The sequence below is a fragment of the Shewanella electrodiphila genome, from assembly GCF_023283985.1.
In the GTDB taxonomy this organism is placed as follows: domain Bacteria; phylum Pseudomonadota; class Gammaproteobacteria; order Enterobacterales; family Shewanellaceae; genus Shewanella; species Shewanella electrodiphila.
Map to the genome: position 1 here is coordinate 215,105 of NZ_JAKIKU010000004.1, position 26,114 is coordinate 241,218.

Genomic DNA, 26,114 nt, shown 5'->3' on the forward strand with positions numbered 1-26,114 from the left:
TTACTTGCCTCAATTCAAATTGTGCATTCTTAGAAGATCGAAACACCTATACAACTTGAGCTTTTTAGCTCTTTAAATTGTCACGAATACAGTCAAATCGAAGAGATGAAAATTCCGGTGTAAGCACGGCTGTGACCGTCCATGACATGGACGTCATGGCCGAGCTTTCAGGGATGAACTTGCTGCGTGTCATAGTCGTGCTTGCACGATAGCCTGCGGCAGGCAATGAATTAGATTGAAGTGATGGTCTTAAGTAATTTAGCCAATATAGATGAAGTACAAAACATAAACGGGTAACTCGTTTCTTTCCAAAAGTGAGTTTAAAAATGATTAAACTTTATTATAAGGAAGTGCCTTTCATTCTTAGATAAATTATCAAACTATTGCATATTTATCATTCATAGCACCTTAAATTTTTATCAAACATTGTTATGGTCGTACATAACCAATAAAAACCTATCATTTGATAGGTTTTTACATTTAAAGCGATGGCTAAAATGAGCTATCTAGCACTGACTCTTGGTATATACCAGTGGTTAGATACAAGTTGTTAGGTACGAGTTGCTAGGAGTTTATCATTTCCAGTAAGGTTGATTTTTAAGCGCACTTTTACGAGAGTGCTCCATCGCAAAAAGTAAACTTTGTGCTTTATCTTCCAACCAACTCGCGATTTCAATATCACTGTCTTGGGTGATTTCAGATAATAATTGATAACTGCCTAATGTTTGGATCCCTAACGCCAGGTCTTGCCAAGGGGCGCGAAAGGCTTCTCTATCTTCAGCTTGATATAACTCACCATAAGCAAAGCCAACCAAAATACTTTCGTCTAATCTCTGGGCAACCTTTTGATAATCCAAACTGTCCATTGCAGCTGTTACCGGCATTAAATTAACAATTTTTTGCCAAGAGTCCTGCTGTAAATGATTAGCAAATAAGCCAAGTTCAGGGTAATCCACCATCTGATGGCTACCGTTAGTGGTTTTTAATAATAAATCGACTAATGATAATTGCAGTTGTCCATACTCTGGCACTTGCCAAAGGTGAGCCAGTTTATGGCTTGAAACCAACTCAGTGACTTTTGTCATCACGAGTTCGGTGATCACGGTTTTATCAGCGCGTTTACCAAGTAACTTTTTTTGTTCATCTAAAATAAGACTTAAACTTTGCAATGGCTCAATGAACTGCATTTGCTGTTCTATTAATTCAAAATATTGCAAAACTTGCTTATTAAGTAACCCAAATTGACTCAAGGTCAGCCTTAATAATCTGACACATGCCCTGAGCTGCATCCAAAGTTTAGCTTGATGTGGAATATCTCGGGTTTCAATCAATAAGGACTCAATGATTTGCCAACGCTCGATACCTGTTTCCAGTAATACTTCTAAGGTTTTTGGCAAGCTCTTGTCTGTTGGCAGACAAATGTAATCTATCTTCTCTAGCGGAGCTGAATGTTGGTGCCCAGATAATTGATAACCACGCTGCGCCTTGCTGGCTTTACCTAGTCGAACCGGAATAGTGCGCGCAACCTCTATAGCAAGATGTAATAAAGCCGAGGCTTCACCTGCTAATAATTCAAACTCAATTTCACAAATAGGCTCTGATTCACCGTTAGCAAGCACCTCACCGACATCAAATGCCACTTCAACTAAGCTACCTTCGATATAAATATGCCAAGCTTGGCGGGTAAAATTGGTCTCAAAAACACAATGTAGGTCTTGTTGTAATCCGTCGATATCCGCTTCATTTGGCCAGATGTCTTTAGGAAACAAATTAAGAGAGGGTATTTTTTGTTCAATAGGGACATTGTATTCAGGTCGTGTATGAATACCACCAATAACTGAGCCTGCAGTTTTAATGGTTTGCTCTGTAAAGTTTTCACTACTTCTTACCCGCAATCCCATCTTCCAACGACGAAGTTGTAATGCTGCTGTATCGAAATATTTATTGGATAATTCACGGGTATTTTGTGGTGTGGATTCGCTCATTCCATTGAGTAATTTAACTAGTAAATCATGGTATTGCGACTGCATAAACAGCTTCAGTTCTATCTCAGCGTCCATTGACTTTCTACTCACCTTGTCATTAAATCTTCATAAATGCGTCATGTTAAGTTCATAATGTCACATTTCTGTAATAAAAATCCCTTAGGATTGCGCAACTCAGTTCTATATACTGAGCGCTAATAACTGTAGATTAAATTAAAAACACAGTTTCAATATGCGGACGCTTGAGGTAACATGCGCCCGTTTTTCCAACTTTGGAATCATTAAATAGGTTAACCGCAATGCCAGTAAACTCTATTTTAGGTGTGTTTGCAAAATCACCCCTTAAACCATTAGAACAGCATATAGATAAAGTTCACGAATGTGCATCTTTACTCGTACCCTTCTTTGAAGCAACGACTTCGGGTGATTGGGATGAAGCTGTAAATGTACGTAAGCAAATTAGCTTATTAGAAAATGACGCTGACGCGCTGAAGCGTGAAATTCGTCTTACCCTTCCTAGTGGGTTGTTCATGCCTGTTGAGCGTACTGACTTGCTTGAGTTATTAACTCAACAAGACAAAATCGCCAACAAAGCTAAAGACATCTCAGGCCGAATTATTGGTCGCCAATTAGTGTTCCCTCAACCAGTTCAAGCACCGTTTAACGCTTACCTCAAACGTTGTTTAGATGCTGTCTCTCTTGCTAAGCAAGCAATTAACGAACTCGATGACCTTCTAGAAACAGGTTTCCGTGGTCGTGAAGTCGAATTAGTCGCTAAGATGATCAATGAATTAGATCTGATTGAAGCTGATTCTGATGATTTGCAGATCCAAGTACGTCGTTTACTACTAAGCTTGGAAGCAGATTTGAATCCTGTCGATGTCATGTTCATGTACAAAATCATCGAATGGGTTGGAGGCTTGGCTGATTTAGCTGAGCGTGTAGGCTCTCGCCTAGAGCTAATGTTAGCTCGCAGTTCATAACTAACAAGGTTATCAAGGAAACAACATGGTTGATGTATTAGTCACCAATGGCCCAATGCTAATTGGTATTGCGGCTGTATTTGGATTTTTGATGGCATGGGGTATTGGCGCAAATGACGTTGCCAATGCTATGGGTACCTCAGTAGGTTCCAACGCCATCACAATCAAACAAGCAATTATTATTGCAATGATCTTCGAATTTGCCGGTGCTTATTTAGCAGGTGGTGAAGTGACCAGTACTATTCGTAAAGGTATTATTGACGCAAGTTTCTTCGTTGAATCGCCTGAATTACTGGTATACGGCATGATCGGCTCTTTATTAGCGGCAGGTTTATGGTTAATCGCGGCGTCGGCATTAGGCTGGCCTGTATCAACGACTCACTCTATCATTGGCGCCATTGTTGGTTTTGCTGCTGTAGGTGTTGGTGCTGAAGCGGTTGAATGGGGTAAAGTTGTTGGCATTATCGGCTCATGGGTGGTAACACCTGCGATATCAGGTTTCATTGCTTTCATGCTGTTCCAAAGTGTTCAAAAGTTAATTTTCAACACCGATGACCCACTCGCGAACGCAAAACGTTTCGTGCCTTTTTACATGGGACTTGCGGGCTTTATTATGTCGCTTGTGACTATCACAAAAGGACTTAAGCACGTTGGTTTACACTTCTCTACCGTTGAAGCATACGGTTTAGCACTTGCTGTTGCTATCGGTGTAGGGATCTTCGGTAGAGTGGCTATTGGTCGCTTAAACATGCCAACCAATGTTAACCGTCAAGCTGAGTATGCAAACGTAGAGAAAGTATTCGCTATCTTAATGGTTGTTACCGCTTGTTGTATGGCATTTGCCCATGGCTCAAACGATGTTGCTAACGCAATTGGCCCATTAGCGGCAGTTGTTTCTGTTGTTAACAGTGGCGGTGAAATTGAATCTAAAGCAGCATTAGCTTGGTGGATCCTTCCATTAGGTGCTGTTGGTATCGTATTGGGTCTAGCTATCTTTGGTAAGCGCGTTATGCAAACCATTGGTAAAAACATTACTCACCTAACGCCAAGTCGTGGTTTTGCTGCAGAATTAGCAGCTGCTTCAACGGTTGTCATTGCGTCTGGTACTGGTCTTCCTATCTCGACAACACAGACACTTGTTGGTGCTGTATTGGGTGTGGGAATGGCACGTGGTATCGCTGCAATTAATATCGGTGTAGTCCGTAATATTGTCATCTCTTGGGTAGTAACACTCCCTGCAGGTGCTGCATTATCTATCTTATTCTTCTTCACCATTAAGGGTGTATTTAGCTAAGATAGCGATTGCTATATTGCTTAAAAGGCCGGTCATGAAAATGTCCGGCTTTTTTGTGGCTCTTTTTTGAGTGTTTAAATGCCTAATAAACTGTGCAATAAAAGCAATGATTGCAGCGTTTTTGACTAATAATGCACATTTACATCAGTAATACCGCTTATTTAAATAAGTCTTTGACGTTCTTCCTTGCAATCAAGTCACTAAATAAATAGCATGACGGATAGTTCTAATGGTATGGAAAAATAACGTGTTCAGAATGCTTACATTAGTAGCCCTGCTACTGCTCTCAAAAGGTTTAATGGCTCAGACGCATTACATTACTGACGATGTGTTTATTTACATCCACGGTGGTCCAGGTACTCAGTATCGTATATTAGGCAGTATTGAAGCTGGCCAGACAATTACCTTATTAAACGAGACGCAAAACGATTACAGTAAAGTGCGTGATCATAAAGATCGTGAAGGCTGGGTAAAGTCAGACTTGATTGAAACAGGTTCAAGCTTGCGAACTCGCTTACCGATTATTGAAGCTGAATTAGCGCAAACAAAATCAACCTTAGCGCAATTAGATCAAAGTTCAGAATCTGTTGCACAACAGCTAACGTCTTCGAACAACCAAATTGCTTCGTTGCAATCAGAGTTAACAAAAGTCACTAATGAACGTGATACAGCTAACCAGCAGCTGCAATCGATTAAAGATAATGCCCAATCTAAAATGTGGCAACAAGGCGCATTGATTGCAGGTTTAGGCGCATTAATTGGCATTATTTTGGTTTATTTACCAAGACCACAGCGTAAACAGAAAAGTCGCTGGATGTAACTTCAGCTATTTAAGCGCACGCTATAAAGCCAATGCTCTGCATTGGCTTTTTTGTTGATTCCAATACAAGATCAAACCTGTTTTCTAATGCCCTTTATTCACCTTGTCAGTATTCAATTGCCCCTTACACGCGCATCAAAAACAACTGTAATCTGAAGCCAAATTAAACCAACGTGTTTGCGATCCATTAGCATAGCCTCACAACTTGCTTATTAATCCCGCTCACACAACATTTTTTATACGCAAATGTTAATTTTACAAAACGAAACCTAGTGTATTTTGTAAAAGTTAGCTCAGAAGCAAAGAAGTCTAGACGTCTAGATTGACACTAATTTGTAGATCTCCTATGCTTGCCAGAACTTAAGAAGTCATCATAATACGACTATTAATGAAGAGTTTGCTAAAGTACTCAATTGCATCCATAGACGCATAACCAGTATCACTGAAATAAAAAAAGAGAGACGACCTTGACGACAAAAAATACAACTACGACGAGCCCAGCCTCCTTTATCGCTTTATTGCCTCTATTCGCCTTTTTAGCGCTATTTATCGGTGCTGGCGTTTACTTTCAAAGCCAAGGGGTAGATTTCGCTTTTTATCAATTACCAAGTGTCATCGCTATTTTACCTGCGATTATTTTGGCGCTATTGCTATCAAAGCAAAAACTAAATCAGTCTATTGATACCTTTATTGCGGGTATCGGTCACAGCAACATCATCGCGATGTGTTTAATTTACTTACTCGCAGGTGCTTTTGCATCTGTTGCTAAAGCCACTGGTGGTGTTGATGCAACCGTTGCACTAGGTCTTTCAATGATCCCTTCAAGCATGTTGCTTCCTGGCTTCTTTGTTATTGCCGCCTTCATTGCAACCGCTATGGGCACCTCAATGGGCACCATTGCTGCTGTTGCGCCAATTGCTTTAGGTGTTGCTGACCAAGCGCAAATTGATTACGCCCTAATGGCAGGTGCTGTTATGTCAGGTGCGTTGTTTGGTGATAACTTGTCGATTATTTCTGATACCACCATTGCTGCAACCCGAACACAGGGCTGTGAGATGAAAGATAAGTTCCGCGAGAACTTAATTTTTGCCTTACCAGCATCATTAATCACGCTTGTGCTATTTGCTTTTGCAGGCCAAGGACAAGCTGAGGTCGCCGCTCAAGAAATTGATATCATCAATGTTATCCCTTACTTAACGATCTTATTTCTAGCAGTAGCGGGTGTGAATGTGTTCGTTGTGCTAACCGTGGGTATTTTACTTGCTGGAGCAACAGGGCTGTTTGTAGCTGATTACGGTGTAATCCAGTTTGGACAAGATATTTATGCTGGTTTCACTAACATGCAAGAAATCTTCATCCTTTCAATGCTTGTTGGCGGTTTAGCTGCACTAATGCAGCAGCAAGGTGGACTGAAGTTTGTCAGTGAAAAAATTGAATTACTAATCAAACGTTTCTCAAAAGCTAAAGGCGGTCAGTCAAGCCGAGCAGCTGAATTAGGTATGGCCAGTATTGTTGCAGCCACCAATACCTGTGTGGCAAACAACACTGTATCGATTGTCGTTGCTGGTGATATTGCTAAAGATTTAGCTCAAAAACATGGTGTTGAACCTAAACGTGCTGCAAGTGTATTAGATATCTTCGCTTGTATTGTTCAGGGTCTTATTCCTCATGGTGCCCAAGCATTATTGATAGCATCTACATTTGCTATTAGCCCATTAGCAGCCATCTCTTACGCTTGGTACTGCATGATTTTAGCGGTAGTCGCTATAGCCATTGTGATTTTACGCAAGCGCAACTAATCAGCGCGGTTAGACCATAAGTTTAACGCTTTTAAAACCTGATATAGAAATGCCAACTGGCAATTTATATCAGGTTTTTTGTATCTCCCTCTTAATAAAATATGTCGATTAGTGATAATCTGTCACTAACAATTAGTTAACGAAAGCAGATATTAAGCCATTCATGAGTCAAACAATTGAAGCCAATAAACATTACGATTTACATTTAATGATTATTTTCATGTCTTTAGCGACGGCGTTGATCAGTGGTTTGGGGATTAGTACTGCACTTATTGCTGAGGTTGCTCGATTAGGAGTCAGTCCATTAAGTATTCGCGCTGACACCTTAGGCGACTACATGAGCTCGCCTTTAGCGATTGTATATAACATGGGCTTAGTGATAGGCGGCGCTTGTTTGATGCTTTCGATGCTGGCGCGATATTATGTTTTTACCGATGTATATAGCAGGATCATTACCATTACTGGCGCTATTCTAGGGGTATTGATTGTACTGATTGGTATTTTTCCAATTAACTTTCTTGAGCAACATCGTTTCTTTTCAACTGGTTATCTCATTTGTACTTTTGTACTGCACAGCTTTTGTTTCATTGATTACTTTAGAAAAAACAGTTCACTTTCAACATCTTTATTTGGCTTTAACATTATTGGGCTAATTTTCTCTATTGCGTTAATGTATTTACTCAACTGGTCTACGCTTGATTTTGATCCTTGCACTCATAGAGTCGGCGATATTTGTTGGGTGTCTTTAGTCATGTGGGTACTGACTCAAGCCAATATTTTATGGTGTGTCTTACTGGGGCTAAATATGAAAAAAATGATTAAGTTTCAGCAAAAACAGCTATCAAACCTCACCTTTGCGAGCGATTAACCTTGTCAGTTAATATGCGTTTAGAACAATACCTCGCCCATTGTGGTGTCAGCTCAAGACGTCAAGCTCAGCGACTTATTGCTGCTGGTCGTGTCAGTTTTAACGGCCAACAGGCATCACCATTAGATAGAGTGAATCAATCTGCTGTTAATCCCAATATCTTATTGGATGGTGCGCCAATTGCCCCTATTGAAAGTAAACAGTATTGGCTGTATCACAAACCTGTAGGCATTGACTGCCGCTTATTGCCCGACCTTCCATCTAGTCTTATCCATATTCTACCGCCCGCTCCTAGGCTCTATCCTGCTGGTAGATTAGATAAGGATTCACGCGGGCTGTTATTGCTCACAAATGACGGTGAATTAACCCACCGATTAATGCACCCAGATTTTGGCCATGAAAAAGTGTATCTAGTAACAGTAGATCGCCCTTTTAATGATGAGTTTATTGAGAAAATGAGCCAAGGGGTAAGCTATCGTGATGTCACCACTAAACCTTGTAAAGTTACCGCAGTCAGTGAGAATCAATTTCAAATTACGTTGACCCAAGGTTTAAACCGACAGATCCGCAGAATGGCTAAAGCTTTAGGCTATAACGTGATTGATTTGGTGCGTATGAGTATGATGAATTGTGAACTTTTGAACTTAGCAGAAAAACAAATGCGGCCCCTAGAGGCCGCAGAAATTTCGGTTCTAAGGCACCTACTGAAACTCTAGATGCCTGTAATGTATGAACCTTCTACTTAACGATTTCCATCTCTTCAAGTAAGTTATCAGCGTTATCTAAGTATTTCATAACCCATAACATGTAACGGCTATCCACTTGAATTGAACGGTTTGTCTCAGGATCGTAACCCCAATCACCAATAATACTCTCGTAAACACCATCAAATAGTAACCCCACCAGTTCAGCTCGACCATTTAAGGTAGGTGAACCAGAATTACCACCGGTTGTATCAAGAGTTGATAAGAAGTTAACCGGTACAGAATCTAGAGATTTAACATAGTAATCGCCGTATTGCTTTTGGTTAATTAACTCAAGCTGTTTAGCTGGAGAGTTAAAAGGCTCGACTCCAGTATCTTTCGCAACAATGCCTTCTAAACGAGTAAAAGGAACCGCCACTAATCCATCTTGTGGACTATAACCTTTCACATTACCAATGGTGACACGTAAACTTGAGTTAGCATCAGCATACACAGGCTTATCAAGTTCACGGTTGTAAGCGATAATCGCATCCATATACTGCGGGCGTACTTTCATTAAATCACCAGCAAGCTGCTTATTATCAAGCTCACGCTGCATTCTTTCATCATACGTACTAACAGCATATTGAATGAATGGATCTTTTGACTTCTTAAATTCAGCAACCGACTTATCCATCCAGGCTAAGCGCGTTTCTTTGTCAGATAACGTAGTTTTAGCGTACATGTTATCAAGGTGCTTAGTGAATTTAGCTTCATCAAATGGCTGACCGATTGCAAAAGCTTTATCAAAGGCTGCTAGACGGTATTCGCTTGGTAATGCTGCGTACCGTTTAATCAAATCAGCAAGGATGGCTTTATCCACACTAGGGGCATAACGACGCTCAATACGCTCCATTCCAGAAGTGAAATTAGTCATATCACGTTCTTGATAGCCTGGTTCACGATCCATATCTGGCAAGGTTTTTTCATTAGCAAGACGGTATAAACGACCCGCTGTACTCATCATGCTGCTATAGCCCATATAGCTCATCAGCACGTCACGCTCTTGACCTTGTTGCTCTTTAGCGATCAACTTATCAAGTTCAGCTAAAGTCTCACCATACTGCGATTGACGCGTCTTATCAGCTTTAATCCAATTAGCCAGTTTTTGCTCTAAGCCCTTACGCTCTTCAAGCATTGGCGATTTGCCATAAAACTCAATCATTGAAGTAAAGTTTTTAGCGTAGTTCGCTAAACCTGCAATAGCACTTTCATACTTAATGCGATCGTCACTGCCTTCTGGCGCGGTTTCTTTGATGATTTCAATTAAACGTTCACGTAGTACTTTCCCTTCTGGGTAAGCCCATTCAAACTGATTTTCTACTTCGTTAGCTGTGCGGTAACGGTTTGTACGACCTGGATAGCCTGCTACCATCACAAAATCACCGTCACTCACACCTTTAGCTGATACTTTTAAAAAGCTTTTTGGCTCATAAGGCACGTTGTCTTTACTGAAATCTGCAGGTTTACCATCTTTACCCACATAAGCGCGGTAGAATGAGAAATCACCTGTATGGCGCGGCCACATCCAGTTATCAATATCACCACCATATTTACCCACGCTCGCAGCAGGATTATAAGTTAAGCGAACATCACGAATTTCCATTTGTTTAACTAAGTAATATTCAAGTCCACCGTGGAAACTATAGACCTTACAACGGTAACCATCTTCAGCTTCACACTCAGCTACAAGGGCTTTCTCTTTTTGCTCAATCCCTTTATAAAAGTCGTTACCCACTTTATTCATTTCGCCAGATTTAACTTGATCAGTTACATCAGTCACTTCTTCTGTTACAAAGATGCGTGAACCAGGCGTTGCAGGTAATTCATCTGCATAGGTTTTTGCTAAGAAACCATCTTTTAATAAGTTCTTTTCTGGGGTTGAGTTGTACTGAATTGAGCCATAAGCACAATGATGGTTAGTGACAACTAACCCTTTTGGAGAAACAAATGATGCAGTACAACCACCCAAGCTAATCACTGCGTTCATTGGGTATTCTGTCAATTTAGATATCGATTTAACATCAATCTCTAGCCCTTTTGCTTTTAACTCATCAGCCATTGCTGGGAGTTGATAAGGCTGCCACATCCCTTCATCTGCTTGTGCAGCAAATGAGGCCACGATTGCGGCGCTTAATAACCATGTTTTCATTGTAATAATTCCATTTTATAAGTGAGTGCACATCTAGCTTATTAACCTGATTTCAGGTTTATTATTCTTTTACGCCTATAAACTGCAGCACAATTATTGAAATGACAGATGATATAAAGCTCTTCTGTCCTTTGTGCTTGTTAAACACTTTGCGTATTTAACACATAAAAAAGTCAGGCATATAGCCTGACTTTATCATATCGAAAGAAGTTAAGAACAGTGGTTGTAAAACTCCGTTACATTCTTGTTGCATTACTTTCAACAATATCCACTTTTTAAAGTCGCTTTTGAAGTAACTTTTGAAAAATTAGCCTAATGCCACCATTAGCTGAGCTAAAACAATCAGCGCACCCAAGATACCAGCAACACCCATAGCAAAGTTACCACCACTCACTTCATAACCGCCCATTTGCGCTTTACGTTGTTTTAGCGCCATCGCAATTGGCAAGAAAATAATCATAACGACTAACGGTATTGCTGCAAATCCCAGTACTTGGAAAAAGCCATCAGGGTAATACAGTGCACAAAGTAATGGTGGTACAAAGGTAATCAACCAGGTTTTAGCACGACCAGCAGCATCATCTCTTGCACGGGTTAATTCTGCAACATAGTCAAATAAACTCATGGTCACACCTAAGAAAGAAGTGATCAGTGCAAGATTTGCGAATAAATCAATAAACTGGCTCACGATAGCTGACTGAGCCACAGCTTGCAGCGCACTGACTAACTCAGGTAATGAACCAGCAAAGCCATGAACGGTTTCGCCGCCCAGTGTACCAAGGGTAACAAGTAACCATAAGATGTAGCAAAATAGCGGAATAGTCGAACCTATTAATAGGATCTTTCTCAGTGACACTGCGTCACCATCAAGGTATCTAACGATGGTAGCAATACACACGTGGAAACCAAATGACGTAAACACCACTGGAATTGCTGCCAGCCATAATTGATCCAGCTTATCGCCTTCAGCAACATTAGCTGAGAAGTTAGTTAACGAGGCAACAATATTAACTTCAGGTAATAAGAAAGCTACCACTAATACTAATAACACCACCATAGCGGTAAAAAGGACTCGTGAGACTTTATCAATCCACTTGACGCCCACGGCGATAATGCCGCCAAAAAACAGCGTAAATAGTAATACTGAAATTTGATTATTTAAGTCTACGCCTAGTAGCGGCTCTAAGCGGGATTCAAGTAATGAAGAACCGCCCATTAAATACACCATTGTCAGTGCAAATAATAAACTTAGAAAGGATGCACCTTGGATCAGTTGGCCTACTTTACCTAATGTTTTACCCGTAATGCCATGCACGTTGTCACCAACACCTGCACGTAAATTAATCTCTAACATCAGTAATGAGGTGTAAGCTGATAATCCCCAAATCACTACCAGCAACAAAATTGCTGGCATAATACCTAATGCTGCTGTCGCAAGGGGCAAAGCGAGCATGCCCCCACCAATCGCAGTTCCAGCCACAATGGCTATTGAGCCAAGCATTTTTAAATTCAAAACATGAGTCCCATTTAATTATTGGTCGTTATTATATTGCGCAGCTGAAGTCTTATTAATGATTCATGCTACTCATTTGACAGTATCAGATGCTTCTTGTAACAAGCAATAGGTATAGAGAGATAAAGGCTTACAAGCCCGTTAATAAACAATTACGCAACAATTTATTAAAAACTTTAACGCAACAATTTTGCAATGGCGTAGCATTACAACACTACATTAATTATTATCCAGAAAATGGCAGCGATAGGAAGGAAGAATGGCGATATGAATTTTATAGCCTAATCGTTTACTCGAAATAAACAAGCATAAAAAAAGCCGAAACCTCAGTTTCAGCTTTAATAATATTGATTCAATCAAAACTTGTCTATTTCAGGCTAGTCACCAAAATCATCAAGTAAGATGTTTTCCTCTTCAACACCTAAACTTTCAAGCATGCTGATCACTGAGGAGTTCATGATTGGAGGGCCACACATGTAAAACTCACAATCTTCTGGCGCTTTATGATCTTTAAGATAATTTTCAAGCAATACAGTATGAATAAAACCAGTATAGCCTTGCCAGTTATCTTCAGGTAAGGGATCTGATAACGCCACATGCCAGACAAAGTTGTCATTTTCTGCAGCAAGCATGTCAAAATCTTCTTGGTAAAAAATCTCTCTAGCAGAGCGAGCACCATACCAAAATGACATTTTACGTTTGGTTTGCTTACTTTTAAGTTGGTCGAAGATATGTGAACGCATTGGCGCCATACCAGCACCACCGCCAATGAATACCATTTCAGCTTCAGTTTCTTTAACAAAGAACTCACCGAAGGGGCCTGAAATCGTCACTTTGTCGCCCGATTTCAAGTTAAAAATATACGATGACATTTGTCCTGGCGGTAAATCGTTGGTTGGTGGTGTTGCAATACGCACGTTGAGCATAATTGTCCCTTTTTCATCAGGGTAATTTGCCATTGAGTAAGCACGTAAGACATCTTCACTAACCGTAGAAACTAGATTAAATAATTCAAACCGTTCCCAGTCATCGCGATACTGTTCAGGAATATCAAAATCAGCGTATTTCACTTCATGTGCAGGTGCTTCAATTTGGATATAGCCACCCGCTTTAAAATGAACCTCTTCACCTTCAGGCACTTTAAGCAACAGCTCTTTAATAAATGTCGCTTGGTTATTATTTGAAATAACCTCACATTGCCACTTTTTAACCCCAAAGATTTCTTCGTCAACTTCAAGTTCCATATCCGTTCTAACGGCAACCTGACAAGCTAAACGACAACCTTCTTTTGCTTCTTTTTTGGTAATGTGGTCAAGCTCAGTCGCTAAAATATCGCCGCCACCAGATTTAACTGTCACACGACACTGACCACAGGTTCCACCACCACCACAGGCTGATGGAATGAAAATATTGTTACCTGCAAGTGCACCAAGCAGTTTATCCCCAGCAGGTGTACGCACACTTTTATCCGCTTCACCATTAATTCCAATGGTGACATCACCGGTATTCACCAATTTACTCTTGGCGAATAAAATTACCATTACCAGCAAGCTTACCACTATGGTAAACATGCCTATGCCAATTGCCATTTCCATTAAATGTACCTTCTCAACAATTTGTCATCACTCAGAGAATTCATATTCGATTGCATTGTCATTTTTAAGCACCACACTATAAGGTAATACCAGCGAAAGACATGAAACCCAGCGCCATTAAACCAGTCGTTATAAAGGTTATACCGATCCCCTGTAAGCCCAGCGGAATAGCATGAAACTTCATCCGCTCACGAAGACCTGCTAACAGAATAATCGCCATTGCCCACCCCACAGCACTACCACCTGCAAAGACCATCGACTCAACTAAGTTGTAGTCACGGTTTGCCATAAAAATAACCCCTGCAAAAATCGCACAGTTAACGGTTAATAGTGGCAAGAAAATACCTAAGGACTGGTACAGAGTTGGAATATAACGTTCAAGAAACATTTCCAAAATTTGCACCAAGGCAGCAATCACCCCAATAAAGGTAATAAGCTGCAAGTAGCTTAGATTTAATTCTGGAAATCCAGCCCAAGCCAGCGCGCCAGGCGCGAGTACATTTACATAGATAATTTGATTCAAAGGCACAGCGAGCATCATCACTACGATAACGGCAATACCTAAACCAAAAGACGTTGATACCTTTTTAGATACCGCAAGGAACGTACACATACCTAAGAAGAATGACAGCGCCATATTGTCGATAAACGCAGCTTGAATAAATAAATTAATATAATGTTCCATCGCCATTATCCTCTCTTACGCTGCACAACATTGATCGCCCAAATCATCACGCCGATCAAGAAGAACGCACTTGGCGGTAAGGTGAACATTTCGTTTGCAAGATACCAACCACCGTTTTCAATAGTGGTAAATATTTCATGGCCAAACAAAGTACCGCGACCTAATAGCTCACGCACAAATGCCACACCAAGCAATATCACGCCGTAACCCATGGCATTACCTAAGGCATCAACTAATGCCAGATGCGGAGGATATTTCATCGCGAAAGCTTCTGCTCGCCCCATGATGATACAGTTGGTGATAATCAAACTCACAAACACAGATAACTGCTTTGAAAGTTCGTAAGCCACGTCTTGTAACACCATATCAACGATAATCACCAGTGAAGCAATCACGGTCATTTGCGCAATAATTCGCACACTGTTAGGGATGAAGTTACGAATCGTCGAAATGATTAAATTCGACATGACCAACACAAACGTCACCGCCAATGTCATCACTAATGCCGTTTGCATTGAGTTACTAACAGCCAGTGCAGAACACACACCAAGCACTTGCATCGCGACTGGGTTATTAGCAAAGATAGGCGAGGTTAAGATCTGCTTTGTAGAAACTGCACTACTCATTATTTAGCCTCCGTAACAGCAAATTGCTTAAGAAAAGGTTGATAACCTTCAACACCAAACCAGAATTCAACAGCGCGTTGAATACCAACACCTGTTCTGGTTGCGCCACTCACGCCATCTACACCGTGAACATCGCCCTCTTTGGCGCCGCCTTTAACAACTTTAATCGCAATATTGCCTTTTTCATCAAATAACTGCTTACCTTTCCATAAGTCAGTCCATTCAGAATCCGTGACGAAATCAGCAATACCAGGCGTTTCACCGTGCTCATAGAAAATGATATTTTCTACCGTATTTAGATCAGGTTTTACCGCCAAGTAACCATATATCATTGACCATAAACCTTTACCGTAAATCGGCATTACCACACTGGTAAGCTGACCACTCTCATCACGTACTTCGAAAATACGGATGTCATTAGCACGAGTTTTAATCTTCGCGGTATCTTTTTTAGGTTTTGATGAGGTTTCTGGATTAATGGCCGCCATGCGCTCATCGAGATCCAGTAAGTTCTCTTGGGCAACAAACTCTCCTGATTCTAGGTTCACCATTTTCGGCGTCACACGCTCAGTAAATAATTCTCGGAAGTCACCAGCGCTAATATCAACATTAGCGGCGCGAAGTACAAACTGCTGTACCTCATCACGCTTTTTAACCAGTTTACGTTCTTTAAGAATTTCAACGGTACCGGTGATCATAAACGAACAAACTAAACTCAGGCTGATGATAAATATCATCGTGCCTGCGACAGTATCTTTCTTAAAGGCCATGACGTTTTAGTCTCCGTTTAATGTTGGCGCGAGCCACCAGATAATCGAATAGCGGAGCCCATAAATTGGCAAATAAAATCGCCAACATTATGCCCTCAGGTAATTTCACGTTCAGCACTCGAATTAACACCGTCATAAACCCAATCAATGCACCATAGGCATATTTCGCATTTCGAGTATAAGAAGCGGTAACAGGATCTGTCGCCATGAACATCATACCCAAGGCAAAACCACCAGTAACAAGGTGCCAAGTCCAAGGCATTGCAGCAATTGAGTTCTTGGCAGGGCCAAATAAGTTAAACAAGATAGCCGTAGCAATCATGCCCAACAAAACGCCAGCAACCACTCGCCAATCAGCAACTCGAGTTAATAACAATACGCCACCACCAATTAGGATAGCCAAGGTACTGGTTTCACCAATTGAACCTGGAGTGAAGCCTAAAAAGGCATCCATCCATTTAGGGTCAGATAATGCGCCAAGCCAACTCACATCTGCATAGAGATTTGCGCGACTGGCAGCTGCTTCAGTCAAGGTGGTCGCACCCGCAAAACCATCCACTGCAACAAACTGACTAATTGCCGCCACTTCAGTTGGATAAGCAAAATAAATAAAGGCGTAACCTGCAAGCGCAGGGTTTAAGAAGTTATAACCCATGCCGCCAAACATCTCTTTGGCGACTATGACACCAAAGCTCACGCCAACAGCAATAATCCATAACGGGGTTGAAACTGGCACTATGATTGAGAACAGTAATGCGGTGATAAAAAAGCCTTCATGCAACTCTTGCTTTCTCATCTTGGCAAAAATCACTTCCCAAAATAAACACACAATCAATGTGGCGAGATAAATCGGCACATAATAACTTGCGCCATAGGCAAATAAGCTGACTAAACCTGATTGGTCAGTTAACTGACCGAATAAGGCGCTAAAAATGGCTAACTGCCAACTTTCAGGCTGAGTTGCGCCAGCAGCTATAGCAACTTGCGCTTGTAAACCTAGGTTATACATCCCGAAAAACAATACTGGCAATAAACACATGCCAACAATGTGCATGGTACGCTTAACATCAATGGCATCACGAACATGCACTTTACCTTTAGTACTGCGACCACGTGCGATCCATAAAGAGCGCAAGTAGCTTTTCATCGAGTGACCGTGAGCGTAATAACGCTCTTGCTTACCCGGTTTGTTCTGTTGCTGACTCATTAACCTTCCCTCTCGATGATATCTAGGCAAGCACGTAATTCTTTACCAAAATCATATTTACCTGGGCAAACAAAGGTACATAAAGCTAAATCTTCTTCATCTAGCTCTAGTGCGCCCAGTAACTGCGCTTCATCGGTATCTCGAACCACTAAGTCTCTTACCAATAAGGTCGGTAAAATGTCTAATGGCATTACACGGGCTAATTGACCAAACGCCATCATTGCCCGCGGTGAACCACCTGCATGAGTAGTAAAATCGAATAACTTTTTAGTACGGCTAAAACCAGACATCATAATGCCGGTTAGCGAAAACTTTTCTTTGTTGCGTCGTACCCAAGGCAGAAGTTCATGACGTGCATTTTCAGTAAGCACACAAACTTGAGAATGGTAACGACCAAGGTAGTTATATACACCTATCGCTGTATGACCAGACAACACTGAACCAGAAACAACCCGTGATTGAATGTCTTTGAGTTCACTTTCAACCAATTCACTTAAGTCGCTCCCCATTTGCGTGCGAACCAAGCGTGGTTTAAGCACATTAGGGCCAGCTAAAGAAATCACTCTTTGATTAAATAATTCACCAGTTTGAAATAGCTTTCCAAACGCAATCACATCTTGATAGCCAATATGCCAAACCACTTTTTCGATATTAACTGGATGTAATAAATGAATATGCGTACCAACAAGACCCGCTGGGTGTACGCCGCCAAATTGATGCGATTCAACTTGTGGTAAATCATGACCGGGTAAACTGTCACCCTCATCATGGCACAACATCACTTTACCATCGGTTAAACGGGTTAACGCCTGCATGCCGACATTAAAGGCCTGTTGCTGCTCAGCAATGATAATTCGAGGATCGGCAGCAAGTGGATTGGTATCCATTGCCGTAACGAAAATCGCCGTAGGCACAGTTTCAATCGCAGGGATGCGAGAAAACGGTCGGGTACGAAGCGCAGTCCATAAACCACTTTTTACAAGATTAGCTTTCACCGCATCTCGCGATAATGACATCACATCTTCTGACGATTCAAAAGAGAGGGATTCATCACCTTCACAACGAATAACAACTGACAATAACACGCGTTTCTCACCACGGTTTATTGCTATTACCTCACCGCTTGCTGGTGCTGTAAATAGCACGCCAGGTGTTTTCTTGTCTTCAAAAAGAGCTTGACCCTTTTTGACCATCTCACCTTCTTCAACAAGCATTGTCGGTTTAAGCCCAACATATTCTTCGCCAAGAATAGCAACACGAGAGGTTTGTTTAGCAGATTCAATGCTTTGTTGCGGTTGCCCCGCAATAGGCACATCGAGGCCTCGTTTAATAGTTATAACCTGATTTGAGGATCCAGCCATTACTTGTAACCTTTAAAATTCAGATAGCACATAATAAATAATTCTGTGAGCTAAATCCGCTATTTAAGTCACACCTTTAAAACAAATGTGAAATAAATGTACGGCAAAAATTGCTTCACGCTTGTAATTTTGAACTACATCCGATATTAAATTTCATTTTAGAAAGTTTAACACGTCGTAAAAAGAGGGATAATTAAGCAAATAACGCTTACCTAGCACAAGATACTATCAAATAACATAGACTGAGATCACAGTAAACTCAACAGAATCTGAATGACAATTACATGAAAAAACAAATGAGGATGTTATTTACGGGTTAAGTTTACCAGTTGTTGTTAAAAATAATCCCTATTCGCAAAAAATAAGTAAAAAAAAGACTGAAATAGTCATTCAGCCTTTTAACCGCAATTGTAATCATCAATATGGATTTAGTCCCAGATAGATTACTTATCGCTAGAATCAATAGATCGATAAATGTTTTGATTATTCTCAATTCACTGATGATGACTCAACAGTTAAATTTTATTAAAAATATATAAATTACAGCCCTAAAGCGGTAATTTCAGAATGTATTTGCGATGGCGCTTTTTCAATTGGGTTAAACCAGTTTAATGAATCTGCAAGTTGAACCACTTCGCCAATGATCATCAAAGCTGGCATTTTTAACGCTGGATCTGCAGCGAGTTGAGACAACTCACTTAACTTGCCAATAAAACGCTGCTGTGATGATGTCGTTGCCTTTGACACTATCGCCACTGGCGTATCAGGGCAGCGCCCATGACTGATTAAACCTTCACTAATGATATTGGCATTTAAAATTCCCATATAAACCACTAACGTGTTATTCGAGTTAGCGTAACCTTGCCAGTCCATTGGGCGACTTTCAATTTGGCAATGCCCTGTAATAAAAGAAACCCCTTGAGCGTAATCTCGATGGGTTAATGGGATCCCTGCATAAGCTGAAGTGCCACTTGCTGCTGTGATACCGGGTACAACCTCGAATTTAACATCGCTTTCAACCAATGTTTGTAACTCTTCACCGCCACGGCCAAAAATAAATGGATCGCCACCTTTTAAGCGCACTACATTTTTACGGGTATAGGCTTTAGTCACGAGTAGTTGATTGATTTCATCTTGTGCTGCACTGTGCTTACCTGCACGCTTGCCAACAGCAATCTTCTCTGCATGTTGTGGAATGAGATCAAGAATGTCTTGGCTGACCAGTGCGTCATACAAGACTGCATCAGCGTTCTTAAGCACTCGATAGGCTTTTAAAGTCAGTAATTCAACATCGCCAGGGCCTGCGCCAACTAACCATACTTTTCCTTTAGCCTGCTGACCTGGTATTGAAACTAACGCCATTACCTTTAACCCCACTTTATTCAATTAAGGCTAAATATAACGGTTTACATATTCCATATATAATAGATAAAACTTAGCTTTTATTCTTTTTGGTTATATAGAGTCGCGTTATCACTTGCTTTATGTTTATCTCAACAACATAAACTCACCTTCATATAGACCTAGTATTACATCTGCATCTAAATACATTTTAATCGCAGATTTTGTTTCACCTTTGTTATCGCAATGATAACCTGTCAAAAAATATAGAGATTAAAGAGGGTTAAATGTCCAAGTCACTCTGTCTGCCATTCATCTTTTACTTATTTGCTTTCGCAAGTTTCAATGCAAGCGGTGAGGATTCTTTAGTTGATGAAAGAATCCAAAGTGAAGTAGAAACTTCAGATAAAAGTTTCGTCATTACGCCCCATAAGGTGAACTATATTCTGCCTTATACCTACAATGATAATCCGAATTCAGAGCCATACATCGATTTTAAAACGGGAAATGAAGGGAGTGATGAACAGGTAGATAATGCTGAAGCAAAATTTCAAATTAGCTTCAAGTTCCCCCTTTGGTACAATGTGTTTGGTGATAATGGCCACCTTTTCTTTGCCTATACCAATCAATCCTATTGGCAGGTATACAATAAAGACATCTCTTCTCCTTTCAGAGAAACTAACCACGAACCCGAAATATTTATGCTGTTTAATAATGATTGGGAAATAGCAGGGCTTCGAAACTCGTTCTGGGGCTTTGGTGCTGTTCATCAATCTAATGGTAAGTCTGGCAGTTTATCCCGCAGCTGGAATCGAATTTATGGTGAGATGGTATTCGATCGAGGACCGTTCGCTTTAGCTTTTAAAGCTTGGTATCGGATACCTGAAGATGAAAAAGAAACACCGACATCTCCTGATGGTGATGATAATCCAGACATTGAAGACTATATGGGCAACTTTGAACTGAAGGCTGTATACGGTTTAGGCGAGCACCGCTTTACAATGATGGGACGCAATAATCTCGAAAGTCCAAATAAAGGCTCAATAGAATTTACTTGGAGTTATCCAATATTAGGTAACTTGCGCTTATATACGCAATACTTTAATGGCTATGGCGAAAGCATGATTGATTATAACCATCACAACCAACGTATCGGTATTGGGGTTTCAATAAACGACATTTTATGATGTTTAGCTAGCGCTAGAAATTTTGGTAGGATTTGGATAGGTTGATCACGACAATTCTGTGATGAAAGCTCTGCAATGATTGCTCTGTGATAAATGATAGCTCTGTGATAACAGTTCAGCACTAGCATTAGTCTACAATAACTTAAGCAACTGCAATAACTTAAGCAACTGCAATAAAAAAGGTGAACCACTAGGCTCACCTTTTTTGATCTTCGAGATTAATAACCTATTTAGCTTTGCTGTTGGCTTTGGTCGAGATAGAAATACCTTTAGCTGTGACATCAAGACCAAATTGCATACGCATATCGTAATCTTTAAGCATTGCTAGCTCTTCAGGTATCGGCTCACCACTTTCTTCTATCAAAGAAAACACTGGCGTAAGTAGCTTTTGGTAGTCTAAAGCGACACTATTTAAGCCATTCGCCTCTAACTTCTCTGTAGCTAGTTTATCTGCTAATGCTTCACCTTTGTCACCACTAAAGATAACCAAGTGATTATCTTTCATCGCCATTTGAGCAGTCACGCCCATTTCTGGTGGTAACATTAAATAAGGGCTCACATCAATTGCATCGCCATTTTTCTCCAACTGAATATTAGCCAATTGCGGTACAAAAGGACGTACCATATTTAGCAGCATTTCAGGGTCGTCTGCAGATAAGCTAATAAGCGCATCTAAATGCTTAAAGCCTGGCTCACCGTTTTCGTCAGTTAATGAGAAATCAACAATCGTTGCGCTGATCCCTTTTACGCCGTTAGCCATGCCTGTCATCATTCCCAGCATAGCAGGGTTTTGTTCACTTACCCCGTATTGCATTTGGGCTAATGCTTCACATTGATAACTCGGTGTTTGTAAGTCTTTCCAAATTTCAGATAAAGCCGGTGCCAGTTGCATCACATCCATACCAAAGGCTAAAGAAGCAACATTGTCATTGATGTTTTGGCTAAAACTTGGAATAAAACCGCGCATTTTAGTCAATGCACCTAAAATAACTTGGTTATTTGATTCAATCACGATTTCAGCATCAAAATTAGTTTCTTTTCTGTCAACTGAAAACGATTTAAGCCCCATCACAGAACGTGGCCAATTAGCCGCGATAGAATTGAATTCAGCCTTACATTCTGACGTTTTGAATTCAGCGAAAGGATCCTCACCAGAGCCTTCCATTTGAACCAGTTTAGTCAGTTGTTTAGCGAGCATATTACCATCACTAGACGTTAGGCCATTGACCAATTCAACGTGATTGATAAAACTAATACTGTCTTTCAAGAAGCCATGAGTTAATGCTATCTCTTCAAGCATGCCTGAATCGCTAATTGAGTTTTCAACCTTGGTTAAGCCCAGTGCTGTTTCAAGCAGTTCAGGCTTATTAAATGAAGTATTTAAGGTGACGGTTAACCAGCCCTCTTTTTGCGAAAATACCATATCGATAGATTCATCTTCATCAATCAATGAATAAGCTCGGTAATCTTGGCCTTTTATCGACTCAGCTTTGTGTACTAAGCCACTTTCATCAGATGCTTTATCCAATAAGGACCAAATTGCATTTTCATCTTCAATTTGAACCTTGAACACAGGTAAAGCACCTAGAGTATAAGTGTATGATTCAATGTGTGATGGTAAGCCAAATGTCTTTAAAAATACGCCAGGGTTTTCAAAGCTCATTAAATAGCTTTTATATAAGCTAACAAAAAAGCGCTCTTGTTCTGAACCGAATGGGCCCGCTTGCTCAATTTGTTCTAAAGATAGTTTACTGTTCACGCCCATTGGCATGGAGTACAAGTAATCTTCTAGCGGAAATGGGGTTAATTGCCCTGAAAACAATAATGTATCAGCAGGTATATACTCAAGAAGTTCGTTGTTAGATGATGTACCGCCATCTTTACCAGACAGCACATACGCGCCAGCACCAACAGCGATAACCGCTGCTGCAATTGCGAGTTTTTTCATTATTTTTTGCTCCATAAATCACATGTAAATTAAAACAAGTCACTCTTCCTTGAGAGTTATTGGATTAAGTATTGATATTGTCATCGAACAGCCTACCGAGCAGGGTTCAATTTTTAATAAGTTTCGCAATAACTTAGCATTTTTTTATTTTTGGATCATATAAAAACGGCAAATAGGCTTGGTTTTTTACAGAGATGGTCAGCGGAAGTTAAGGTTAAGGGCAAGAAATGAATTAAGGGAGCGATTTCTCGGTTAGTCACCATAAAGTAACTAACCGAGAAACCTAAATAGATTGTACTTACGCTAGCAAGCCAATCTTAGGAAGCTCGTGTTAACGAGCAAGGCTTTTGGAGGTACAGGGTTTGCAATCACAAACCTAAAGTGTCGACAAAAACCATCTACGGGAACTTCTCAATTTAGACTATAAAATTAACTTGTGCATATTTTTGTGGATAAATTGTTGGTAAAAAATGTCTCAACATCAAAAATCAGTCATAGGTTGTAAAAGTACAGAGTAAACATTTGTTCGATTATGCACATCAACAAACCACTAAGCCGACTCACTATATCCAGTAGCACTATGATAACGTTAAAAAGTGACACAAATACGATAGCTCAATGACAGTTAAATAATAGTGAGTACAATATAAAAATATCAGCCTTAGCTGATATTTTAACTATTGATAAACCTAGATTTCGTAGTGCAGTCCACACTCACGCTTCATGCCATTAAAGCGAGTATCTTCTTCGCTCATTCCAAGCTCTAGGGGTTTACTAGAATGAGTATCACCGACAGAGACATACCCTTGTTCCCATAAAGGATGGTAAGGCAAATCATGCAGAGTGAGGTACTCATGCACATCTTTATTAGTCCACTCAATAATTGGCAATAACTTAAACCGATCACCGTGAATCGCTAAAATTGGCAAAGCTTCACGAGTACTTGCCTGACTCCGGCGAAGACCAGCAAACCAAGTCCCAACATTTAACTCATTCAAGGCTCGTTGCATCGGTTCAACTTTATTGATGCGGTTATATTGCTCTAAGCCCTCAAGATCTTTTTCCCATAACTTACCAAAACGTGCTTCTTGCCAAGCTGAAGATTGCTCCGCTTTGTACACTTTAAGGTTTAGATTTAATCGCTCAGTTAATTGATCGATAAACTGATATGTCTCAGGAAATAAATACCCTGTATCTGTCAAAACAACCGGAATATCTGCTTGTGCCTGACTCACTAAATGCAGCATAACAGCAGCTTGAATACCGAAACTCGATGATAGTGCATGCTCGCCGGGTAAATAAGCTAATCCCCATGTCACCCTTTCTTGTGCAGTTAAACCTGACAAGAATTGATTAACTTTCTCGAGCACAATCGCTTGCTCAGATTTAGGCGCTGTTAACAGCGCTAATAACTCATTTTGCTCAATCATATTCTTACCCTCACTGGTAAAGCGCAGGAAAATAACGCCTTAACCATGAAAATCTTTCGCAGCATCATTCACTGCTTTGACAATACCATGTCGCACTGTGAAGTTACCAAAGGTCTCACCAGCATCACGCTCTTGTACATACAAACCAAACAGGTTATCAAGCTCAGCGAGTATTTCCGCCTCTTGAATGTTTTCTTTGTACATTTTATTTAAACGCGTACCTTCAAAGCTTGCGCCTAAATACAAGTTATAACGCCCTGGCGCTTTACCCACTAAGCCAATTTCCGCGGCAAATGGTCTAGCACAACCATTTGGACAGCCAGTCATACGCACAACGATGGCTTGTTCGCTAATACCGTGCTTAGTTTGCAGCGCATCAATATGATCAATAAACTCAGGGAAATAACGCTCCGCTTCAGCCATCGCAAGTGGACATGTCGGCAAAGCAACACAAGCAATCGAATGGCCACGAGTCTGGCTAATTAACTTGCCAAAAAATCCATGTTGGCGAGCAAGATCTTCAATAGCAGCTTTATCTTCTTCAGCAACACCAGCAATAATCATGTTCTGATTTGATGTCATTCTGAAATCGCCTTTATGGATTTTGGCGATTTCACGAAGACCAGTTTGCAGTGTTTGACCTTGCTCATCTTTAATACGGCCACTTTCGATAAATAACGTCAGATGCCATTTATTATCGACACCTTTTACCCAACCATATCTATCACCGCGATCGCCAATAACCGCATCACGCTTCGGCTCAAAATTCACTCCTGCACGTTTTTCAACTTCCGCTTTAAATTCTGCGACGCCATGATCAACAATCGTGTACTTTAAACGTGAACGCTTACGGTTAACACGGTTGCCCCAATCACGCTGAACAGTCATTACAGCTTCTGCAAACTTAATCACATCTGCGGTTTTAATAAAGCCAAAGTCATCAGCTAAACGCGGGAAAGTCTCAACTTCACCGTGAGTTGACCCCATACCACCACCAGCAACCAAGTTAAAGCCGACTAATTCTCCAGCTTCTTCAATGGCGACAAAACCAAGGTCATTGGTATAGACATCAACATCATTATCTGGCGGTACTGCAACTGCCATTTTAAACTTACGAGGCAAGTAGGTTTTGCCATAAACAGGCTCATTGGTTTCGGTGTCTAATAGCTTTTCTTCATCCAACCAAATTTCAGCATAGGCGCGGGTATGTGGCAGTAAATGATCTGACAACTCTTTTGCTACTGCATAAGCCTGTTGGTGCAATGTAGACTCAATTGGGTTTGGGTTACACATCACGTTTCGGTTTACATCACCACAAGCAGCAATAGAATCTAGTGCCGCTCTATCTAACCCTTGGATCAAGGTTTTCAGGTTACGTTTTGGAATACCGTGATATTGAAACGTTTGACGAGTCGTTAAACGAATACTGTTAGAAGTCGTTAATGTTGATGAAATCTTATCGACATCAAGCCATTGCTCAGGCGAACAAATCCCACCAGGAACACGAGCACGAAGCATGAAGCTATACAATGGCTCTAGCTTTTGCTCTTTACGCTCGTTACGTAAATCACGATCGTCTTGCTGATAAAAACCATGAAACTTGATCAATTGCTGATCGCCATCACTAAACGATCCAGTGACTTGAGTGTCTAAGCCTTCTTTGATCGAACCGCGCAGATAATCACTGTCGGTTTTTAGATATTCATTTACTGCTAACTTTTGCTCACTCATCATGTGGCCTCTTTAATACTTGCTGCGCTGGCGACTCTATTCACCAACGCTGCTTTATTCTTATTGTCTTGTTGAA

At 40.7% G+C, this 26,114-nt stretch carries 20 protein-coding genes; 7 read left to right on the top strand and 13 right to left on the bottom strand.

Going from position 1 to position 26,114, the window contains the following annotated elements; translation table 11 throughout:
• Window positions 1-575: 575 nt before the first annotated feature.
• Entirely contained in the window at window positions 576-2,060 is a 1,485-nt protein-coding gene (locus L2737_RS09095; protein ID WP_248955520.1) for a CYTH domain-containing protein, read from the bottom strand.
• A 224-nt stretch (window positions 2,061-2,284) separates the two neighbouring features.
• On the opposite strand from L2737_RS09095, the gene L2737_RS09100 reads away from it, so the two are divergent.
• The 6 genes from L2737_RS09100 (at window position 2,285) to L2737_RS09125 (ending at window position 8,465) form a co-directional block, all read left to right on the top strand.
• Window positions 2,285-2,968, top strand: a complete 684-nt coding sequence (locus tag L2737_RS09100; RefSeq protein ID WP_229371395.1) for a TIGR00153 family protein — start codon at window positions 2,285-2,287, stop codon at window positions 2,966-2,968.
• Between the two features lie 25 nt (window positions 2,969-2,993).
• Window positions 2,994-4,262, top strand: a complete 1,269-nt coding sequence (locus L2737_RS09105) for an inorganic phosphate transporter (RefSeq protein WP_248955521.1) — start codon at window positions 2,994-2,996, stop codon at window positions 4,260-4,262.
• Between the two features lie 298 nt (window positions 4,263-4,560).
• On the top strand, window positions 4,561-5,082 hold the full coding sequence (locus tag L2737_RS09110; RefSeq protein ID WP_248955522.1) for a TIGR04211 family SH3 domain-containing protein: 522 nt from the start codon (window positions 4,561-4,563) through the stop codon (window positions 5,080-5,082).
• A gap of 467 nt (window positions 5,083-5,549) precedes the next feature.
• Complete coding sequence (locus L2737_RS09115; RefSeq protein WP_248955523.1) at window positions 5,550-6,881, top strand: Na+/H+ antiporter NhaC family protein; 1,332 nt, start codon at window positions 5,550-5,552, stop codon at window positions 6,879-6,881.
• A gap of 163 nt (window positions 6,882-7,044) precedes the next feature.
• Window positions 7,045-7,749: a DUF998 domain-containing protein gene (locus L2737_RS09120; RefSeq protein ID WP_248955524.1), complete on the top strand. Its 705-nt coding sequence runs from the start codon at window positions 7,045-7,047 to the stop codon at window positions 7,747-7,749.
• Between the two features lie 14 nt (window positions 7,750-7,763).
• Complete coding sequence (locus L2737_RS09125) at window positions 7,764-8,465, top strand: 23S rRNA pseudouridine(2604) synthase RluF (protein ID WP_229371477.1); 702 nt, start codon at window positions 7,764-7,766, stop codon at window positions 8,463-8,465.
• A 22-nt stretch (window positions 8,466-8,487) separates the two neighbouring features.
• On the opposite strand, the gene L2737_RS09130 is transcribed toward L2737_RS09125, so the two are convergent.
• From L2737_RS09130 to cobA, 9 genes are all read right to left on the bottom strand, one after another.
• The gene (locus L2737_RS09130) at window positions 8,488-10,644 is read right to left on the bottom strand and encodes a S46 family peptidase (RefSeq protein WP_248955525.1); all 2,157 of its coding nucleotides are present in this window, start codon (window positions 10,642-10,644) and stop codon (window positions 8,488-8,490) included.
• Window positions 10,645-10,951: 307 nt separating this feature from the next.
• Window positions 10,952-12,157, bottom strand: coding sequence for an amino acid permease (locus L2737_RS09135; RefSeq protein WP_102528224.1), 1,206 nt, complete (start codon window positions 12,155-12,157; stop codon window positions 10,952-10,954).
• Between the two features lie 377 nt (window positions 12,158-12,534).
• Window positions 12,535-13,752 carry an NADH:ubiquinone reductase (Na(+)-transporting) subunit F gene (gene nqrF, locus L2737_RS09140; protein WP_248955526.1) on the bottom strand — a complete coding sequence of 406 codons (1,218 nt, stop codon included), beginning with the start codon at window positions 13,750-13,752 and terminating at the stop codon, window positions 12,535-12,537.
• A gap of 76 nt (window positions 13,753-13,828) precedes the next feature.
• On the bottom strand, window positions 13,829-14,437 hold the full coding sequence (gene nqrE, locus L2737_RS09145) for an NADH:ubiquinone reductase (Na(+)-transporting) subunit E (protein WP_248955527.1): 609 nt from the start codon (window positions 14,435-14,437) through the stop codon (window positions 13,829-13,831).
• Between the two features lie 5 nt (window positions 14,438-14,442).
• Window positions 14,443-15,063, bottom strand: coding sequence for an NADH:ubiquinone reductase (Na(+)-transporting) subunit D (locus L2737_RS09150; RefSeq protein WP_102528222.1), 621 nt, complete (start codon window positions 15,061-15,063; stop codon window positions 14,443-14,445).
• Entirely contained in the window at window positions 15,063-15,833 is a 771-nt protein-coding gene (locus L2737_RS09155; protein WP_229371408.1) for a Na(+)-translocating NADH-quinone reductase subunit C, read from the bottom strand. The genes L2737_RS09150 and L2737_RS09155 overlap by 1 nt, the downstream gene beginning before the upstream one ends.
• Window positions 15,823-17,040, bottom strand: coding sequence for an NADH:ubiquinone reductase (Na(+)-transporting) subunit B (locus L2737_RS09160; protein ID WP_102528220.1), 1,218 nt, complete (start codon window positions 17,038-17,040; stop codon window positions 15,823-15,825). The genes L2737_RS09155 and L2737_RS09160 overlap by 11 nt, the downstream gene beginning before the upstream one ends.
• Entirely contained in the window at window positions 17,040-18,401 is a 1,362-nt protein-coding gene (locus L2737_RS09165) for a Na(+)-translocating NADH-quinone reductase subunit A (RefSeq protein WP_102528219.1), read from the bottom strand. The genes L2737_RS09160 and L2737_RS09165 overlap by 1 nt, the downstream gene beginning before the upstream one ends.
• A 540-nt stretch (window positions 18,402-18,941) precedes the next feature.
• On the bottom strand, window positions 18,942-19,763 hold the full coding sequence (gene cobA / locus L2737_RS09170) for a uroporphyrinogen-III C-methyltransferase (RefSeq protein WP_248955528.1): 822 nt from the start codon (window positions 19,761-19,763) through the stop codon (window positions 18,942-18,944).
• A 266-nt stretch (window positions 19,764-20,029) separates the two neighbouring features.
• Between cobA and L2737_RS09175 the strand changes: the two genes are divergently transcribed.
• A complete protein-coding gene (locus L2737_RS09175; RefSeq protein ID WP_102528217.1) occupies window positions 20,030-20,929 on the top strand; it encodes a phospholipase A in 900 nt (299 codons plus the stop codon).
• A 226-nt stretch (window positions 20,930-21,155) separates the two neighbouring features.
• Here the strand turns inward: L2737_RS09175 and L2737_RS09180 are convergent, their stop codons facing one another.
• From L2737_RS09180 to cysI, 3 genes are all read right to left on the bottom strand, one after another.
• Window positions 21,156-22,877 (bottom strand): hypothetical protein, encoded by a 1,722-nt coding sequence (locus tag L2737_RS09180; protein ID WP_248955529.1) that lies wholly within the window; start codon window positions 22,875-22,877, stop codon window positions 21,156-21,158.
• A gap of 689 nt (window positions 22,878-23,566) precedes the next feature.
• The gene (locus tag L2737_RS09185) at window positions 23,567-24,307 is read right to left on the bottom strand and encodes a phosphoadenylyl-sulfate reductase (RefSeq protein WP_248955530.1); all 741 of its coding nucleotides are present in this window, start codon (window positions 24,305-24,307) and stop codon (window positions 23,567-23,569) included.
• A 39-nt stretch (window positions 24,308-24,346) separates the two neighbouring features.
• The gene (gene cysI, locus L2737_RS09190; RefSeq protein WP_229371479.1) at window positions 24,347-26,038 is read right to left on the bottom strand and encodes an assimilatory sulfite reductase (NADPH) hemoprotein subunit; all 1,692 of its coding nucleotides are present in this window, start codon (window positions 26,036-26,038) and stop codon (window positions 24,347-24,349) included.
• Window positions 26,039-26,114: the final 76 nt, after the last annotated feature.

Coding starts and splice junctions, on each gene's coding strand:
- L2737_RS09100 (WP_229371395.1), top strand. CDS start 2,285: ATGCCAGTAAACTCTATTTTAGGTGTGTTTGCAAAATCACCCCTTAAA.
- L2737_RS09150 (WP_102528222.1), bottom strand. CDS start 15,063: ATGAGTAGTGCAGTTTCTACAAAGCAGATCTTAACCTCGCCTATCTTT.
- L2737_RS09180 (WP_248955529.1), bottom strand. CDS start 22,877: ATGAAAAAACTCGCAATTGCAGCAGCGGTTATCGCTGTTGGTGCTGGC.
- L2737_RS09120 (WP_248955524.1), top strand. CDS start 7,045: ATGAGTCAAACAATTGAAGCCAATAAACATTACGATTTACATTTAATG.
- L2737_RS09175 (WP_102528217.1), top strand. CDS start 20,030: ATGTCCAAGTCACTCTGTCTGCCATTCATCTTTTACTTATTTGCTTTC.
- cysI (WP_229371479.1), bottom strand. CDS start 26,038: ATGAGTGAGCAAAAGTTAGCAGTAAATGAATATCTAAAAACCGACAGT.
- nqrF (WP_248955526.1), bottom strand. CDS start 13,752: ATGGAAATGGCAATTGGCATAGGCATGTTTACCATAGTGGTAAGCTTG.
- L2737_RS09130 (WP_248955525.1), bottom strand. CDS start 10,644: ATGAAAACATGGTTATTAAGCGCCGCAATCGTGGCCTCATTTGCTGCA.
- L2737_RS09160 (WP_102528220.1), bottom strand. CDS start 17,040: ATGAGTCAGCAACAGAACAAACCGGGTAAGCAAGAGCGTTATTACGCT.
- nqrE (WP_248955527.1), bottom strand. CDS start 14,437: ATGGAACATTATATTAATTTATTTATTCAAGCTGCGTTTATCGACAAT.
- L2737_RS09105 (WP_248955521.1), top strand. CDS start 2,994: ATGGTTGATGTATTAGTCACCAATGGCCCAATGCTAATTGGTATTGCG.
- L2737_RS09095 (WP_248955520.1), bottom strand. CDS start 2,060: ATGGACGCTGAGATAGAACTGAAGCTGTTTATGCAGTCGCAATACCAT.
- L2737_RS09125 (WP_229371477.1), top strand. CDS start 7,764: ATGCGTTTAGAACAATACCTCGCCCATTGTGGTGTCAGCTCAAGACGT.
- L2737_RS09165 (WP_102528219.1), bottom strand. CDS start 18,401: ATGGCTGGATCCTCAAATCAGGTTATAACTATTAAACGAGGCCTCGAT.
- L2737_RS09155 (WP_229371408.1), bottom strand. CDS start 15,833: ATGGCCTTTAAGAAAGATACTGTCGCAGGCACGATGATATTTATCATC.
- L2737_RS09185 (WP_248955530.1), bottom strand. CDS start 24,307: ATGATTGAGCAAAATGAGTTATTAGCGCTGTTAACAGCGCCTAAATCT.
- L2737_RS09110 (WP_248955522.1), top strand. CDS start 4,561: ATGGCTCAGACGCATTACATTACTGACGATGTGTTTATTTACATCCAC.
- cobA (WP_248955528.1), bottom strand. CDS start 19,763: ATGGCGTTAGTTTCAATACCAGGTCAGCAGGCTAAAGGAAAAGTATGG.